Genomic DNA, 13,003 nt, shown 5'->3' with positions numbered 1-13,003 from the left:
ACTGAACTGCAATAACATGAGTGCCCCCGGCAGGATTCGAACCTGCGACACCGGCTTTAGGAGAGCCGTGCTCTATCCCCTGAGCTACGAGGGCCGGGGACGTCTTCGAATACCTGACTAAAACCCTGGCGAGGCGCGATTTCAGCGGCTTCTTGGACATCCTGGTGCCGTGGTCGGCGTCGCGACGGCGGGCGTCGTGTTGTCGAGTACGGCGGGTGTGAGTGTATCGGGCATGACGATGGACACGCGACGTCTGGGCGTGCGTGGTCGGCGTTGAGTGACGCTCGTCGTGGTGGCGGGCTTAGGCGGCTCCCTGGTCGGGTTGTCGTCGTCGGTGCAGGTAGGCCGCGATGGCGTTGCGGCCCAAGGCGAATCCGATCATGACGGTGAGTTGGCGCAGCGCGCTATAGGCGATCATGCGGCCGCCGTAGAGAGTGCGGTCGAGGGTGTTGTTGAGGCTTTCGGAGTCTTCGCGCCAGCCATAACAGCGGTCGTAGACGCTGGCCCCGTCGTCGGTTTTGACGTGTTGGCGCAGGTGTTCGGCGCGGTTGTAGCCGCGGCTGCGGTCGGCTTCGGTGGTGTCGATACGTTCGCGGTGCACGGTGCCGCACGAGGGGGTGGCGAACTCGATATACCAGCGGTAGCTGGTGTCGGCGTTGCGGCGCGGGTAGATCTTGGCGACGGGGCAGGGCTGCAAGTGTTTGTCCCCGGTGTCGAGGACCTGCCGCTCGCAGATACGGCCGTCGGCGGTCCACAGGTCGTGGGTATCGCCGCAGGCGCAGTCGAGGCGGGTCAGGGCGGTGGGCTTACGGGTGCCGTCGTGGATGGGTGAGAGCACCGTCAGGCCCTGTTTCATGGTGTGGTCGATGTGGGTGCCGCGGAATGCGCCGTCGTAGCAGACGCCGTCGCAGCGAACGTCGGGATCGGCGACGACGCGGTCGATCATGTCGGTGGCGATGCGAGCTTCACCGCCGTAGCCCTTGCCCGCCGGCACGGCGTCGACATCGAGGATGATCCGGTTGTTGCGGATGGCGTCGGGGCGGGTGCTGAGCATGGTGAATTTGGTACCGTATCGGAACTCCTTGTCGCTTTCGCCGTTTTGCACCTCGATGCCGGCGTTGACGCGACGTCCGCCCTTCTCGGCCCACTTGTCGGCGGTGGACTTGCGAACCGGTGCGGCTACGACGGTGCCATCGCCGACGATGTATTGCCCGCGGGCGGGGTTGGTGTGGGATACCGCAGCGGCGGGGTCCAGGCAGCCGATCTCGATGGCCAACCGGCGGGCAAAAGGCCGGAACGCGTCGACTAGCTCGTTGGCGTGCTCGTCGAGCAGGTGTTGGGCGTAGTTGTGGTGCCATCGCTGCGGTGGGCGGCGCTGCGCGGTGGGTGCCCCGTGCTTGGCGGCGTGATGGCGGATCGAGCGCCAGTAGGCGGGGTGGGCCATAGCGCGGGCGGCCTTGCTGTGCGAACCGAGTACCCCGGCCAGCGCCTTGTGCAGCAGGTGCACCCAGGGCGGGTAGTGCGGGAGCCGACCTGGGGTGCCGGGCTCATGGACGGGCAGGGTGGCGGCGAGTCGATAGATGAGTTCGCTGGACGCGACGGCTTCGATGGTGTCGATCTCGAGCAGGGTGAGATCCATCGGGGTCTCGATCCTGTGCAGCTGACTCTGCCCGATCCGCTTGGCGCCGTAGGCGTCGGCCTGGTTGGACGTGGCGGGTTTGCGGCTCACGGCCGATCACCCGACTCGTGCCAGTGGTAGCCGATCAGGGCCGCAGTGGTGTCCAGCGACGACGAGCCGATGCGGTGGGCGGCGTCTTCGATACGGCCGGTGCGGTCGAATTCGAGGCGGCCGGCATAAGCGGTCAGCGATGCGGGGCGGATGCCGGGGTCCTGGGAAAGCCCGGCGCGGGAAAGGATGTCGCGCACGGTGACGCATACACGGGCTTGTTTGTGGGCGTCGCTGCCGCCGGCGCCGGTGCACAACACCGGCGACGAGGCCGACGTAGGTAGTGGGCCGGTGATGTGGTCGGCGCGCTCGGTGAGCACCCGCAGCGACCAGTTGTCCAGCGGCAGGACGCGGGGTCGGTGCTTGTATGACCCGTGCGCCCACACAGTCGCGGCCTGAGCGTCGAGGTCGGTGGCGGTGATGTGTCCCAGCTCGGAGGTGTGCGCGCCGGCCAGAAGCAGCGCGGCGGTGGCGGCATGTCGCGTCGGGGTGCCGTGTTCGGCGAACAGCCGCACCAGGGCGGACTCGTCGTGCGACAGGGGGCGCCGTACCGAGGATTGGCGAGCGGGAACGTCGATGTCGGTGGTGGGGTCATCGAGAGCCAACTGCAGCCGGCGGGCGGTGCGGTAGAACGCCCGAAGTGCGGCGCGCCGGTTGTGCATAGTCGCCACCGCCGCCCCCGACACGCTGCCGTGGCGGGTGCGTCCTTTGGCGGCAACGAATTTCGTGACCAGCGCCGCATCGACCGTGGCCAGCGTGGTGATGTCATGGGCGGCGGCGAACCGGGCGAACCGGCACAGCAGCAACCCGAACTTGTCCAGGGTCTGCGCGGCCAGCGCGCCGTCATCGATCCAGGCGCCGATCACCGCGTGCACGGCCGTCTCCAGGCTGCCGTCAGCCATGGCGGGCCCCCAACACAACGGCAGCGCCAGCTGCTCGCCGGCGCTCACCAAGGCCCGGCGCCTTCGATGACCGGTTGCGCATGCCGCCTCCCTCTGCATCGGTGCATGTATGCACCATTTGAGCAGAGGGGTCCGACAAGTCGCGTCGATGCGACGGCACTGGCGGTTATCGTGGGCGCATGCCGCGCAGCAACGCCGACCAGCCCCCGGTGGCCTACGTGGCCACTGGGACCTGGCCGGAGGCCGAACTGGTCGCCGATGCCCCGCCATCGGCGTCCGCCGCGCAGCACCTGGCGCGTGCGCTGCGCTTTGCGATGGCCGAGACCGCGACGGGCCAGCGCGCACTGGCCACCGCTAGCGGGGTCGCCCATACCACGATCGGGCGCATCCTGGCCGGCACGGTGCTCTGCGACATCGGCTCGCTGGCCCGCCTGGAAGACGCCCTGGGTCGGGCGCTCTGGCCCAAGCATGGCCCCACTCCGAACCGCCGCCGTGTGACCCGGCGAGCGACCGCCTAACCCAATGCCGTCCGTCACATGAGGCAGGTTACATCCCTGTGATTCGATTGCGCCCGTACCGCAACGGCGTGTTGCGCTTGACTCGTGTTCCAGGTTCCAGAAGACTGGGTCTCGCGCGCGCACGCGCGCACGCGTCAGCGTAGCCGGGAAGTGGGTGGCAGGACATGGTGAAGACGCCGAGGTCGTTGATCGACCTGATTGATGTCGCCGTGAAGAGGCATGGCGGTGCGTCGGGACGTCGACTGGCGGAACTCGCGCAGGGCGCAGGTCACGATATCTCGCACGCCACGCTCAACCGGCTGCGGCAGGGCACCTACGCCACCCGGGCCTCGGATGCCTCGATCCGAGCGATCGCCTATCTGGCCGACGTCTCGGAGAACACCGCATTCGCCGCAGCGGAGGTGAGGGCCCCGGCCCCGGTCGCCTACCAGCCGCCTTCCGAAGCCCAGCGGATGAGCACCCGGCAACGCAAGGCGCTCGATGAGTTGATCCGCGCATTCGCCACCGATGAGACCCCGGCCGCCACCGGGGTCGACTTCGGCCGGTTGCTGGCTGCGCGGGAAAACCTGCACGCCGCGCTGGCCAGCGCCGCAGAGCACGAGGGCCCCGAGCGGCTTGCGGCCGCAGCCCAAGACGCAGTGGCACGCATCGACGAGGTCATCGACGCGCTGTTCGCCGCGTCGGCCGACCAGGACGCACCCGATGGCGCACCATGGTCACAACTCACTGAACGACAGGAGGACAGCGGTCCAGCACACGCAGTCGGATAGGCCCGCACGGCGCGCGACAAGAGGGGCGGTGTTGTGATTCCGGAGTTGGACTCATCGCACGGGTTGCTGCCACCTGGCCGATATCGCGCAACCCGAGACGAGGTGCATCAGCGTTTCGTCGACGGGCGCAGCGCACACCGGCAACGGTTATGGCAGGACTGGGAGTGTGCGACAAATGTGCTGCGCCGGCACGTGCACGTCAACGCCGCGTGGCTCTACGGGCAGTTCCTCTCCAATGACCCAGACCCGGAAGTGGTGTCGTGCGTGTATTGGGCCGAGGACCTCGAGCTGGCCAAGGCGCACCTGAACCCGGCCAGCATCAAACTCCTGCAAGCCTTCGCGCAACGCGGTAAGGTCCGCCGCACCCTCGGAGTGCAGGTGGACACGCAACTCGTCGCCTGGCATTGCCAGCCCGACACCAGCACCGACGACCGCTACCTACCCGACTACCTGCAACTGCGAGGCCAAGTGGATGATTACCTCCAGCGAATGCATTCCGGCCCACGGGGATCGCAACCGGCACGTCAAGACGCGCTACCTCGCCAAGGCTATGTGGAGGTGATCGTCGATGACTACCAGTGAGGACGACATCGACCGGATGGAAGCCACCCTCCTGGCGGCGATGGCCGACGACGACGCACCCACCTGGACAACGCCGGATGACCTGTCCCGAATCAGCGTCGAGGGGCTAATCGCCGCCGACACCCTGGGCCGCACGCTGGCGTCGCACGGCAGCATCCGCATCACCGGCGACGGGGTCAGCGGATCGGCAGCGCGGGTGGCCGATGTTGCACGGGTCATGACCGGCTTCCAGCGGCTGGCCACCGCGGTCGGTGCCGCCCACCAGGGCGACAAGACACTGGAGCGCCAACCCAACGCCCTTGTGCGTCGCCGCACCGACCTGTTGCTCACTGCCTCACCGGGGCGCGGGTCCATCATCTTGGCGTTTACGCCGGCCAGCTCGCCGATTATCGAAACCGGACACGGGGACGGCAAGGTCGGCATGTTCGCCGAGCTCGAAACCGACGATCAGCTGCTCGACACCGCGATCGGCGCCACGATTGACGTGTTCGCCGCCGGCAACGACATCGGCCCCGACCCCGCCGACTCACTGTTCGTGCAACAACTCGGCCAGATGGGGCCCCGCACCGCCTCGGCGCTACGTGATCTGTCCAAGACCCTGGACCGGGCTCGATTCGACGTCGAAATCGACTGGCGGCAACCCGCTCGCGCCACCCGCCGGGTAGCGGTGTCCGCGGCCGCCGCCGCCCACATCGCCACCACCGTGGAAAACGCCAACCTCGACGAACAGCCAGTGCAGCTCGTCGGCGAATACCTCACCGTCAGCTCCGTGCAATCCTGGCTAATCCGCCAAGAAGACGGGGAAACCGTCACCGTCAAACGCGGCCAACTCGGCGTAGATGACGTCCGCGGATTCGGACTCGGCATGCGGGTACGCGTCGACGCGATCATGAAAACCGAAACCACCCCCGGTGGCGCCGTGAAAACCACCTACACCGCTCAAGCCGTTCACCGTTTCGATGATGAGCCCGGCTGAGCCGTTCACGATCCTTCGCGAAATGGGTATCGTTTATCAACTGCGCCGCTTTCCGCACTAGCTCGGGTACGTATTCTCGGTATTGCCACAGCCGCCTAGGATCTCTTCCACCTCACCATTTTCGCCGGGTGGTCAAACCATCGGCGCTGGGTGTGTGCGTCCCCTGCGTGTGGCACGTTGGCGCGCAGCAGCATCAGCTGCCAGACCAGACATCGCTTCAGATCTTGCGATCGCCGTGCACAGCTTCCTATCACCCGCTGGTCCATCAGCTGCTGTCTGACAAATAATCCCTAGCCCTAGCCACGCTGCGGTTTCGCGAGCGCAGGCCGGCGATGGCGTGCCAGCCGACTACCACGGCGACCGGCGCGGCAGCCACCAACAACAGTGGTAATGGACCCAGGCTGTCGACCTGGTGGGCCAACCAGCCCTGTATTTCGCTGGCCGCGTTGACTACCGGGTCATCGGCGCCTGCGCCGGTGAAGTGTAGCCGGATTTCGTAGTACCCGTAATAGGTTACGTAGAGTCCGGTCAACAGCACGATAACGCCGGCGATGCGGCCCACGTAGGGCAGAATCCGGCGAAACGCCGCGGCGGCCGACGAGCCGGCTACCGCGACCGCCAGCGCCGCCACCCCCACAGTGACGCTCATGCCGGCTGCGTAGGCCAGGAACGCCAGCACACCCGAGAGCATCGACCCTTGCTTGAATGTCGTGCTGACGACAGCGAGAAACGGTGCGATCGTACAGGATAGCGAAGCGGTTGCGTAGCCTACGCCGTAGCCGTACATGGAACCCAGCCGTGCGGTAGGTGCACCGCCCGCCAACTTGGGCAACAGAATGCTGAGGTCCTTGCCGGCCAGTAGCCAAAATGCCATCGCGACCAGCGCAACACCGATGGCCACGGTGGCAAAGGGCAGGTACTTTCCCGCCGAGGCAATCACCGGTGAGATCGCCAGGCCAAAAATGCCGAACACCGTCAGAAATCCGAGCGCCATCGTCACCGTGGCCGCAGCTGCGCGGGCCAGCGCCGCGCCCCGCGACGCGTCTTGGCTACCGGCGATCACTAAGCCCAAATAGCCGGGCAGGAACGCGAACCCGCACGGGTTGAGCGCGGCGACCAGCCCAGCGCCCAGGGCGAAACTCAGCGCCGCGGTGTCGATCATTTGGCGACAAGCCTGTGGACTCGCTCGGTCAACTGTGCTTCGGGGAGCGTGCCCTTCACGACGTCGATGCTGGCGTCTGAACTGACGAACGCGTACGCGGGTTGTTGCGTCACACCGAATTTCGCCCACACTGCCGCATCGGTATCGGCCAGCTGAGCGAGCCCGGCCATACGGTATTTGTCGACGAACTCGCGCATGGCGGGCACATCGGCCCGTGCGGCCACCCCGACGAACGTCACCGCGGGATTAGCCGCGGCAACCTTGGCCACCGTCGAGGCTTCGCGTTGACACGCCGGACACCATGGCGCCCAGAACCACAGCACCGCCGGTTTGCCCAGCAGGCTTTCACCAGAAAACGGTTGACCGGCCAGGGTTTCGGCGGTGAACTGCAGCTGAGCCGGCGCGGAGGGGTCGCCGGCGGGTGTAACCAGGCCCGGCTCGGCTGTTAGCTGCGAACCACACGCTGCGACGACGATCGCTGCGGCGGCAAGTAGGGCGCTGAGCCGGCGGGGCATGGCGGTTCCTTCCGGTCGGGCGGGTGGTTGGAGCGACAGGGATAATGCTCGCTCTACTATCTACGTACCTAGATAGTAGAACATGGTCGCGCTGGGACGTCGACCTCAGCCGTGGGTGAGCCAGCGCAGGTACTCGTGCGGGCCTGACAACTCCAGGCGGTGCCATAGCACGCTGGTCGGTAATGCCTGGCTGGTATGGTGGCCCACTGCCTCATATTGTCGCCGCCGGTCTACCGGGACGACCAGATCGATGTCTGCCAGCGAATGCCCAATGAACGATGTGTGGTGCTCGCGGTTGAGCGCTTCGGCGACGGCGACAGGCAGCGTCCAACCCAGCACCGGCAGACCAGTATTGGTTGCAGCGGCGTGCGCTGCAGCGGTGGCCTGCTGATGGTCGGGGTGGCCGGTGACACCGCTCGGGTCGAACACCAGCAAACCACGGGGGTCGACCCTTTGTGCGAAGTCGACAACACGGGTTCCCAATTCAGCGGGCGGCGTGTCGGAAAGTCGGCCGTCAGGGTAGCTCAGCAGCTCAACTGTCGACACGCCGAGAACCTCGGCGGCGCTCGCCAGTTCGACGCCCCGAACCTCGCTCAACTCGCCGGCCACGCCGTGCAATGTTGACGCCTCGCCGCGGGTCAGACACAGCACAGCCAGCCGTGCGCCGCGGTCGGCGAACGCAGACAGGATCGCGCCCAAACCGAACGACTCGTCGTCGGGATGGGCAACCACCGCCAGAACGGATCCCCATCTGGGAAGTTCCGTGCTTGTCATGGCTGGGTCGCCGATGCGGGGCATGGCTCGTACGGCAGATACCTCGGTGTTAGTGCTCATCGCACCTCATTCCCTTTCCATAAATTGCGACCGACCTGGCTGCGTACTGCCGCGGTCTCGCGCCCGCTGGCCTCGCCGTGGCGGCCGAGGTGCGCTTCGGCGCGCATCCGTTCGACCATGTGCGGGTAGTGCAGCTCGAAGGCGGGGCGCTCGGAGCGGATACGGGGCAGCTCGGTGAAGTTGTGCCGCGGCGGCGGGCAACTGGTGGCCCACTCCAGTGAGTTGCCGTAGCCCCACGGGTCGTCGACGGTGGCCACCTCGCCGTAGCGCCAGCTTTTGAAGACGTTCCACACGAAGACGATCATCGACACGCCGAGGATGAACGATCCGATGGTGGAGACGATGTTGAGGCCCTGGAAGCCGTCGGTGGGCAGATAGTCGGCGTAGCGGCGCGGCATGCCGGCATTGCCCAGCCAGTGCTGCACCAAAAACGTGGTGTGAAACCCGATGAAGGTCAGCCAGAAGTGCAGCTTGCCCAACCGCTCATCCAGTAGCCGCCCGGTCATCTTCGGAAACCAAAAGTAGACACCGGCGAAGGTGGCGAACACGATGGTGCCGAACAGCGTGTAGTGGAAGTGCGCCACCAAGAAGTAGGTGTCGTGGACATGGAAGTCCAGTGGGGGGCTGGCGATGATCACCCCGGTCAGGCCGCCGAGTAGGAAGGTCACGGCGAAGCCGACCGAGAACAGCATCGGCGTGTCGAAGGTTAGCTGGCCCTTCCACATGGTGCCGATCCAGTTGAAGAATTTGATCCCGGTCGGCACCGCGATCAAATACGAGGTGATGGTGAAAAACGGCAGCAGTACCGCACCGGTGGCGAACATGTGGTGCGCCCACACCGCCGTCGACAGTCCCGCGATGGCCATCGTCGCGTAGACCATGGTGGTGTAGCCGAACAGCGGTTTGCGGCTGAACACCGGGAAGATTTCGGTGACGATGCCGAAGAACGGCAGCGCGACGATGTAGACCTCGGGGTGGCCGAAAAACCAGAACAGGTGCTGCCACAGGATCGGCCCGCCATTGGCCGGGTCATAGATGTGGCCGCCGAGGTGTCGGTCGTAGGCCAGGCCGACCAACGCCGAGGTCAGCACTGGAAAAGCCGACAGGACCATGATCGAGGTGATCAAGATGTTCCAGGTGAAGATCGGCATCCGAAACATCGTCATACCGGGCGCGCGCATGCACACCACCGTGGTGATCATGTTGACCGCCCCCAAGATGGTGCCCAGACCCGATACGACGAGGCCCATAATCCACAGATCAGACCCGGCCCCGGGGGAGTGCACGGTGTCGCTGAGTGGGGTGTAGCCGGTCCAGCCGAAGTCGGCGGCCCCGCCGGGGGTGATGAAGCCGGCTACCACGATGGCGGCGCCGAAGGCGAACAGCCAAAACGAGAACGCGTTGATCCGCGGGAACGCCACGTCTGGGGCACCGATCTGCAGCGGCAGCACCAGGTTGGCGAAACCGAACACGATCGGGGTCGCATACAGCAGCAACATGATGGTGCCGTGCATGGTGAACAGCTGGTTGTACTGCTCGTTGGACAAGAACTGCAGCCCCGGCGCTGCGAGCTCGGCGCGCATCAACAATGCCATCAGGCCGCCGATGAAAAACAGCGCGTAGCAAGTGATCACGTACATCATCCCGATCAGCTTGTGATCGGTCGTTGTCACCAGCTTGTAGACCAGATTGCCCTTCGGGCCCAGCCGGGGCGGAAACGGCCGGTGGGCTTGTAGCGGTGCGGCCTGCGGTGCTTCAGCGGTCATGGTCCACTCCATTTCCGGGGCGCTTCGACGTGGGACATACCCGCAGGGGGATAGTCGCTAACGTGGCGGCCGGTGGGGTTGCTGTGCGGTGGTGTCGCAGCAAGTGCACCGTCGGTTGGCCGGTACGGATCTCATGACGGCATCGGCGTGCTGGCCGCAGCCCGCCCAGGTGGTTTTGCCGCAGTAAGAGCAGGGCACGGATAACACATCAAGGCTCCAGTCGTGGGTGATAGGTGGGCTGTTATCTGTTGGACGCCTTGAGTCGGCCGATCAGGTCTTTTAGCGCCGCTGGGCGCATCGCCCCGGGCTGGCTGTAGACAAGGACACCGTCGCGAAACGCCATCGCGGTGGGCACGGATCGAATACCGGACCTTGCGGTCAGCTCCGGCTCAGCGTCGGTGTCGACCTTGGCGTGCACGACGTCGGGATGGTCTTGAGCCGACTGCTCAAAGACTGGCGCGAAGGTCCGGCACGGGCCACACCACGGGGCCCAAAAGTCGACCAGCACGATTGGGCTGACCTGGATCGTCGATTCGAAATCGGCGTGGGTGAGGGCTTTTACCGGCACCGCAGCCCTCCTTTCGGCCTTGTTGAAAAAGACAACCCAGTCTCACGGTTTCGCGGCTCATTGCGGCGAGCCCGATGTCGCGCCGACGCGTGCGTCGGCGAATTCACAGAAGGCGTCGTATGCGCGGGCGCCGTATATGGTGGCCGGCCCGCCATGCATGAGGAACGCGACCCCAATGGCTTCGGCGGCTTCTTCTTTGGAGGCGCCGGCGCGGGCAGCACCCTTGGTGTGTGAGGCGATGCAGCCGTCGCATCCGGCCACGACACCGATAGCCACCGCGATGAGCTCTTTGAACTTTGTGTCCAACGCGCCGGAAGTCAGCGCGGCGTTGCTCATCTGTGCGAAGCCCTTGTAGACCTCGGGGATCTTCTCGCGCAGCGCCCGGTGCTGCGGGTTCAGCTCGTTGAGTACGTCGTGGTAGTGGTTATGTTCGCTCATGACCCGTTATGATACCGATACCCGTATCGGTATTCAACCCGGTCAGGGTCATGACGCTCAGATACCCCCTAGGGTAGTATCGGGTGCTTACAGGACTTTCAGGAATGGAGGAGTCAATGATCGGCGACGAGGACACCATCACTGCGGTGCTCAACCGGTTGCGTCGCGCGCAGGGTCAGCTCGCCGGGGTGATCGCCATGATCGAGCAGGGCCGCGACTGCAAAGATGTCGTCACCCAGCTCGCGGCGGTCTCCCGCGCCCTTGACCGGGCCGGCTTCAAGATCGTGGCGTCGGGTCTGCGGGACTGCATCAGCGAGAGCAGGTCGGGCGATGCGCCACGGTTGACCGAGGCCGAGCTGGAAAAGCTGTTTTTGGCCCTGGCCTAAGCGATCCCGCGGACAGACCATTAAAGGAACTGACAAGGAGGGTTGTCATGCAAGACCAGATGTCGACCGAACGAGGCGTGTTCGGGATACCCAAGCCGCACGGGTGGCCCATCGAGCGGATCGTGAGTCTCGTCGCCGGGGCTATGGTGCTGGCAACCCAGCTCGCGCAGGCCGTGTGGCCTGCGCAGTCGGGGCGGCTGCGGTTCCTCGCCGGATGGGTGGGCGCGAACTTGCTGCTCAACGCAGCAGTGGGCTGGTGTCCGCTAAGTGCGCTGCTGCACCGTGCAGGGGTTTTGACGGCCGCCGAGCGGGAGGCCAACTACTACATGACGTAGTAGTATAAGTCGTATAGCTCGGGAGGTGGCCGATGAACACCCTTGATGTTTCCCGGTGGCAGTTCGGCATCACCACCGTCTACCACTACATCTTCGTGCCGCTGACCATCGGTTTGGCGCCGCTGGTGGCGGTGATGCAGACGGTGTGGACGATCACCGATAACCCTGCGTGGTATCGGCTGACCAAGTTCTTCGGCAAGCTGTTTTTGATCAACTTCGCGCTGGGGGTGGCGACCGGCATCGTGCAAGAATTCCAGTTCGGCATGAACTGGAGTGAGTACTCCCGGTTCGTCGGCGACGTGTTCGGTGCCCCGCTGGCCATGGAGGGTCTGGCGGCTTTTTTCTTCGAGTCCACCTTCATCGGGTTGTGGATCTTCGGGTGGGGCCGGTTGCACCGCTGGGTGCATCTGGCCTGCATCTGGATCGTGGCGGTCGCGACCAACGTGTCGGCGTTTTTCATCATCGCGGCCAACTCGTTCATGCAGCACCCGGTCGGCGCGCACTACAACCCCGAAACGGGCCGTGCTGAGTTGGACAGCATCTTGGCGTTGTTCACCAATAACACTGCGCAAGCAGCGGTTTCACACGCTATCGGCGGGGCATTCCTCACCGCGGGAGCGTTTGTTGCGGCGGTGTGCGCATGGTGGATGGTCCGATCCCGAAACGGGCGTGCCGCCGGCGCGGGCACCGACACCACCGCAGCGCAAACCGACGCCGGCAGCATGTATCGCCCGGCGACCATCCTGGGCTGCTGGGTGGCACTGGCCGCGGCGGTGGGGTTGTTGTTCACCGGCGACATCCAGGGCAAGCTGATGTTCGTCCAGCAGCCGATGAAAATGGCATCCGCGGAAACGTTATGCGACACCGAAACCGACCCGCCTTTATCGATCCTGACCATCGGGACACAGAACAATTGCGGCCACCTCCACCGCGTTATCGACATGCACTACGCGCTGTCGTTTTTGGCCAAAGGACGGTTCAGCGACGTGCACCTGGAGGGTGTGCGCGACATCGAACAGAACTACGAGCAGCGCTTCGGGCCGAACGACTACCGGCCCAACCTGTTCGTCACCTACTGGTCGTTTCGGGCGATGATCGGGCTGCTGGCCGTGCCGGTGCTGTTCGCTCTGATCGCGCTGTGGCTGACCCGCGGCGGCAGGACCCCGAACCGGCGGTGGTTTTCCTGGTTTGCGCTGCTGACCATCCCCACGCCGTTCTTGGCCAACATCGCGGGATGGGTTTTCACCGAGATGGGCCGCCAACCATGGATCGTCGCCCCCAACCCGACCGGCGACCAGCTGATCCGTCTCACTGTCGCCGACGGTGTGTCGAGTCACTCACCCGGGATGGTGGTCACCTCCCTGGTGATGTTCACCCTGGTCTACGGCGTGCTGGCGGTCATCTGGTTCCGGCTGCTGCAACGCTACGTCGTCGAAGGCCCGCAGGAGCACGACGCCGAACTCGCCCCGCCGGCTCCGCCCGGTAGCGACGAGGTGGCGCCGCTGTCATTCGCCTACTGATTGCC

At 65.3% G+C, this 13,003-nt stretch carries 16 protein-coding genes and 1 tRNA gene; 7 read left to right on the top strand and 10 right to left on the bottom strand.

Annotated features, from left to right (window positions below):
• Window positions 1-21 precede the first annotated feature (21 nt).
• The 3 genes from AC5Y5W_RS04375 to AC5Y5W_RS04365 form a co-directional block, all read right to left on the bottom strand.
• Window positions 22-94: transfer RNA gene (locus tag AC5Y5W_RS04375), tRNA-Arg, on the bottom strand.
• Between the two features lie 207 nt (window positions 95-301).
• Window positions 302-1,729 carry a hypothetical protein gene (locus AC5Y5W_RS04370; RefSeq protein WP_499896328.1) on the bottom strand — a complete coding sequence of 476 codons (1,428 nt, stop codon included), beginning with the start codon at window positions 1,727-1,729 and terminating at the stop codon, window positions 302-304.
• Window positions 1,726-2,676: a site-specific integrase gene (locus AC5Y5W_RS04365; RefSeq protein ID WP_499896327.1), complete on the bottom strand. Its 951-nt coding sequence runs from the start codon at window positions 2,674-2,676 to the stop codon at window positions 1,726-1,728. The genes AC5Y5W_RS04370 and AC5Y5W_RS04365 overlap by 4 nt, the downstream gene beginning before the upstream one ends.
• A gap of 131 nt (window positions 2,677-2,807) precedes the next feature.
• On the opposite strand from AC5Y5W_RS04365, the gene AC5Y5W_RS04360 reads away from it, so the two are divergent.
• The 4 genes from AC5Y5W_RS04360 (at window position 2,808) to AC5Y5W_RS04345 (ending at window position 5,474) form a co-directional block, all read left to right on the top strand.
• The gene (locus tag AC5Y5W_RS04360) at window positions 2,808-3,146 is read left to right on the top strand and encodes a helix-turn-helix domain-containing protein (protein ID WP_499896325.1); all 339 of its coding nucleotides are present in this window, start codon (window positions 2,808-2,810) and stop codon (window positions 3,144-3,146) included.
• A 164-nt stretch (window positions 3,147-3,310) separates the two neighbouring features.
• The gene (locus AC5Y5W_RS04355; protein ID WP_499896324.1) at window positions 3,311-3,916 is read left to right on the top strand and encodes a hypothetical protein; all 606 of its coding nucleotides are present in this window, start codon (window positions 3,311-3,313) and stop codon (window positions 3,914-3,916) included.
• Window positions 3,917-3,961: 45 nt separating this feature from the next.
• Window positions 3,962-4,498 carry a DUF6932 family protein gene (locus AC5Y5W_RS04350; RefSeq protein ID WP_500010067.1) on the top strand — a complete coding sequence of 179 codons (537 nt, stop codon included), beginning with the start codon at window positions 3,962-3,964 and terminating at the stop codon, window positions 4,496-4,498.
• The gene (locus tag AC5Y5W_RS04345; protein WP_499896321.1) at window positions 4,485-5,474 is read left to right on the top strand and encodes a hypothetical protein; all 990 of its coding nucleotides are present in this window, start codon (window positions 4,485-4,487) and stop codon (window positions 5,472-5,474) included. Before AC5Y5W_RS04350 ends, AC5Y5W_RS04345 begins: the two co-directional genes overlap by 14 nt.
• 265 nt (window positions 5,475-5,739) lie before the next feature.
• On the opposite strand, the gene AC5Y5W_RS04340 is transcribed toward AC5Y5W_RS04345, so the two are convergent.
• From AC5Y5W_RS04340 to AC5Y5W_RS04310, 7 genes are all read right to left on the bottom strand, one after another.
• The gene (locus AC5Y5W_RS04340; RefSeq protein WP_499896320.1) at window positions 5,740-6,636 is read right to left on the bottom strand and encodes a cytochrome c biogenesis CcdA family protein; all 897 of its coding nucleotides are present in this window, start codon (window positions 6,634-6,636) and stop codon (window positions 5,740-5,742) included.
• Window positions 6,633-7,151 (bottom strand): redoxin domain-containing protein, encoded by a 519-nt coding sequence (locus tag AC5Y5W_RS04335; protein ID WP_499896319.1) that lies wholly within the window; start codon window positions 7,149-7,151, stop codon window positions 6,633-6,635. The genes AC5Y5W_RS04340 and AC5Y5W_RS04335 overlap by 4 nt, the downstream gene beginning before the upstream one ends.
• A gap of 105 nt (window positions 7,152-7,256) precedes the next feature.
• Window positions 7,257-7,925 (bottom strand): PIG-L family deacetylase, encoded by a 669-nt coding sequence (locus AC5Y5W_RS04330; RefSeq protein WP_499896779.1) that lies wholly within the window; start codon window positions 7,923-7,925, stop codon window positions 7,257-7,259.
• Window positions 7,926-7,981: 56 nt separating this feature from the next.
• Window positions 7,982-9,751 carry an aa3-type cytochrome oxidase subunit I gene (gene ctaD, locus AC5Y5W_RS04325; RefSeq protein ID WP_499896318.1) on the bottom strand — a complete coding sequence of 590 codons (1,770 nt, stop codon included), beginning with the start codon at window positions 9,749-9,751 and terminating at the stop codon, window positions 7,982-7,984.
• A 57-nt stretch (window positions 9,752-9,808) separates the two neighbouring features.
• Entirely contained in the window at window positions 9,809-9,949 is a 141-nt protein-coding gene (locus AC5Y5W_RS04320; RefSeq protein WP_499896777.1) for a DUF8730 family Cys-rich protein, read from the bottom strand.
• 43 nt (window positions 9,950-9,992) lie between these two features.
• Window positions 9,993-10,319, bottom strand: coding sequence for a thioredoxin (trxA, locus tag AC5Y5W_RS04315; protein WP_499896317.1), 327 nt, complete (start codon window positions 10,317-10,319; stop codon window positions 9,993-9,995).
• Window positions 10,320-10,376: 57 nt separating this feature from the next.
• Complete coding sequence (locus AC5Y5W_RS04310; RefSeq protein ID WP_499896315.1) at window positions 10,377-10,757, bottom strand: carboxymuconolactone decarboxylase family protein; 381 nt, start codon at window positions 10,755-10,757, stop codon at window positions 10,377-10,379.
• A gap of 116 nt (window positions 10,758-10,873) precedes the next feature.
• Between AC5Y5W_RS04310 and AC5Y5W_RS04305 the strand changes: the two genes are divergently transcribed.
• The 3 genes from AC5Y5W_RS04305 to AC5Y5W_RS04295 are packed head-to-tail and all read left to right on the top strand — an operon-like array spanning window position 10,874 to window position 12,998.
• Entirely contained in the window at window positions 10,874-11,143 is a 270-nt protein-coding gene (locus AC5Y5W_RS04305; RefSeq protein ID WP_499896776.1) for a metal-sensitive transcriptional regulator, read from the top strand.
• A gap of 47 nt (window positions 11,144-11,190) precedes the next feature.
• Entirely contained in the window at window positions 11,191-11,478 is a 288-nt protein-coding gene (locus tag AC5Y5W_RS04300; RefSeq protein ID WP_499896314.1) for a YgaP family membrane protein, read from the top strand.
• 32 nt (window positions 11,479-11,510) lie between these two features.
• Window positions 11,511-12,998, top strand: a complete 1,488-nt coding sequence (locus AC5Y5W_RS04295; RefSeq protein WP_499896313.1) for a cytochrome ubiquinol oxidase subunit I — start codon at window positions 11,511-11,513, stop codon at window positions 12,996-12,998.
• Window positions 12,999-13,003: the final 5 nt, after the last annotated feature.

This window comes from Mycobacterium sp. NGS51, assembly GCF_059812525.1.
The sequence above is the reverse complement of the archived record's forward strand: the minus strand, read 5'-3'. Positions and strand labels throughout refer to the sequence as shown.

Coding starts and splice junctions, on each gene's coding strand:
- AC5Y5W_RS04295 (WP_499896313.1), top strand. CDS start 11,511: ATGAACACCCTTGATGTTTCCCGGTGGCAGTTCGGCATCACCACCGTC.
- AC5Y5W_RS04340 (WP_499896320.1), bottom strand. CDS start 6,636: ATGATCGACACCGCGGCGCTGAGTTTCGCCCTGGGCGCTGGGCTGGTC.
- AC5Y5W_RS04300 (WP_499896314.1), top strand. CDS start 11,191: ATGCAAGACCAGATGTCGACCGAACGAGGCGTGTTCGGGATACCCAAG.
- AC5Y5W_RS04355 (WP_499896324.1), top strand. CDS start 3,311: ATGGTGAAGACGCCGAGGTCGTTGATCGACCTGATTGATGTCGCCGTG.
- AC5Y5W_RS04305 (WP_499896776.1), top strand. CDS start 10,874: ATGATCGGCGACGAGGACACCATCACTGCGGTGCTCAACCGGTTGCGT.
- AC5Y5W_RS04335 (WP_499896319.1), bottom strand. CDS start 7,151: ATGCCCCGCCGGCTCAGCGCCCTACTTGCCGCCGCAGCGATCGTCGTC.
- AC5Y5W_RS04330 (WP_499896779.1), bottom strand. CDS start 7,925: ATGACAAGCACGGAACTTCCCAGATGGGGATCCGTTCTGGCGGTGGTT.
- ctaD (WP_499896318.1), bottom strand. CDS start 9,751: ATGACCGCTGAAGCACCGCAGGCCGCACCGCTACAAGCCCACCGGCCG.
- AC5Y5W_RS04310 (WP_499896315.1), bottom strand. CDS start 10,757: ATGAGCGAACATAACCACTACCACGACGTACTCAACGAGCTGAACCCG.
- AC5Y5W_RS04345 (WP_499896321.1), top strand. CDS start 4,485: ATGACTACCAGTGAGGACGACATCGACCGGATGGAAGCCACCCTCCTG.
- AC5Y5W_RS04360 (WP_499896325.1), top strand. CDS start 2,808: ATGCCGCGCAGCAACGCCGACCAGCCCCCGGTGGCCTACGTGGCCACT.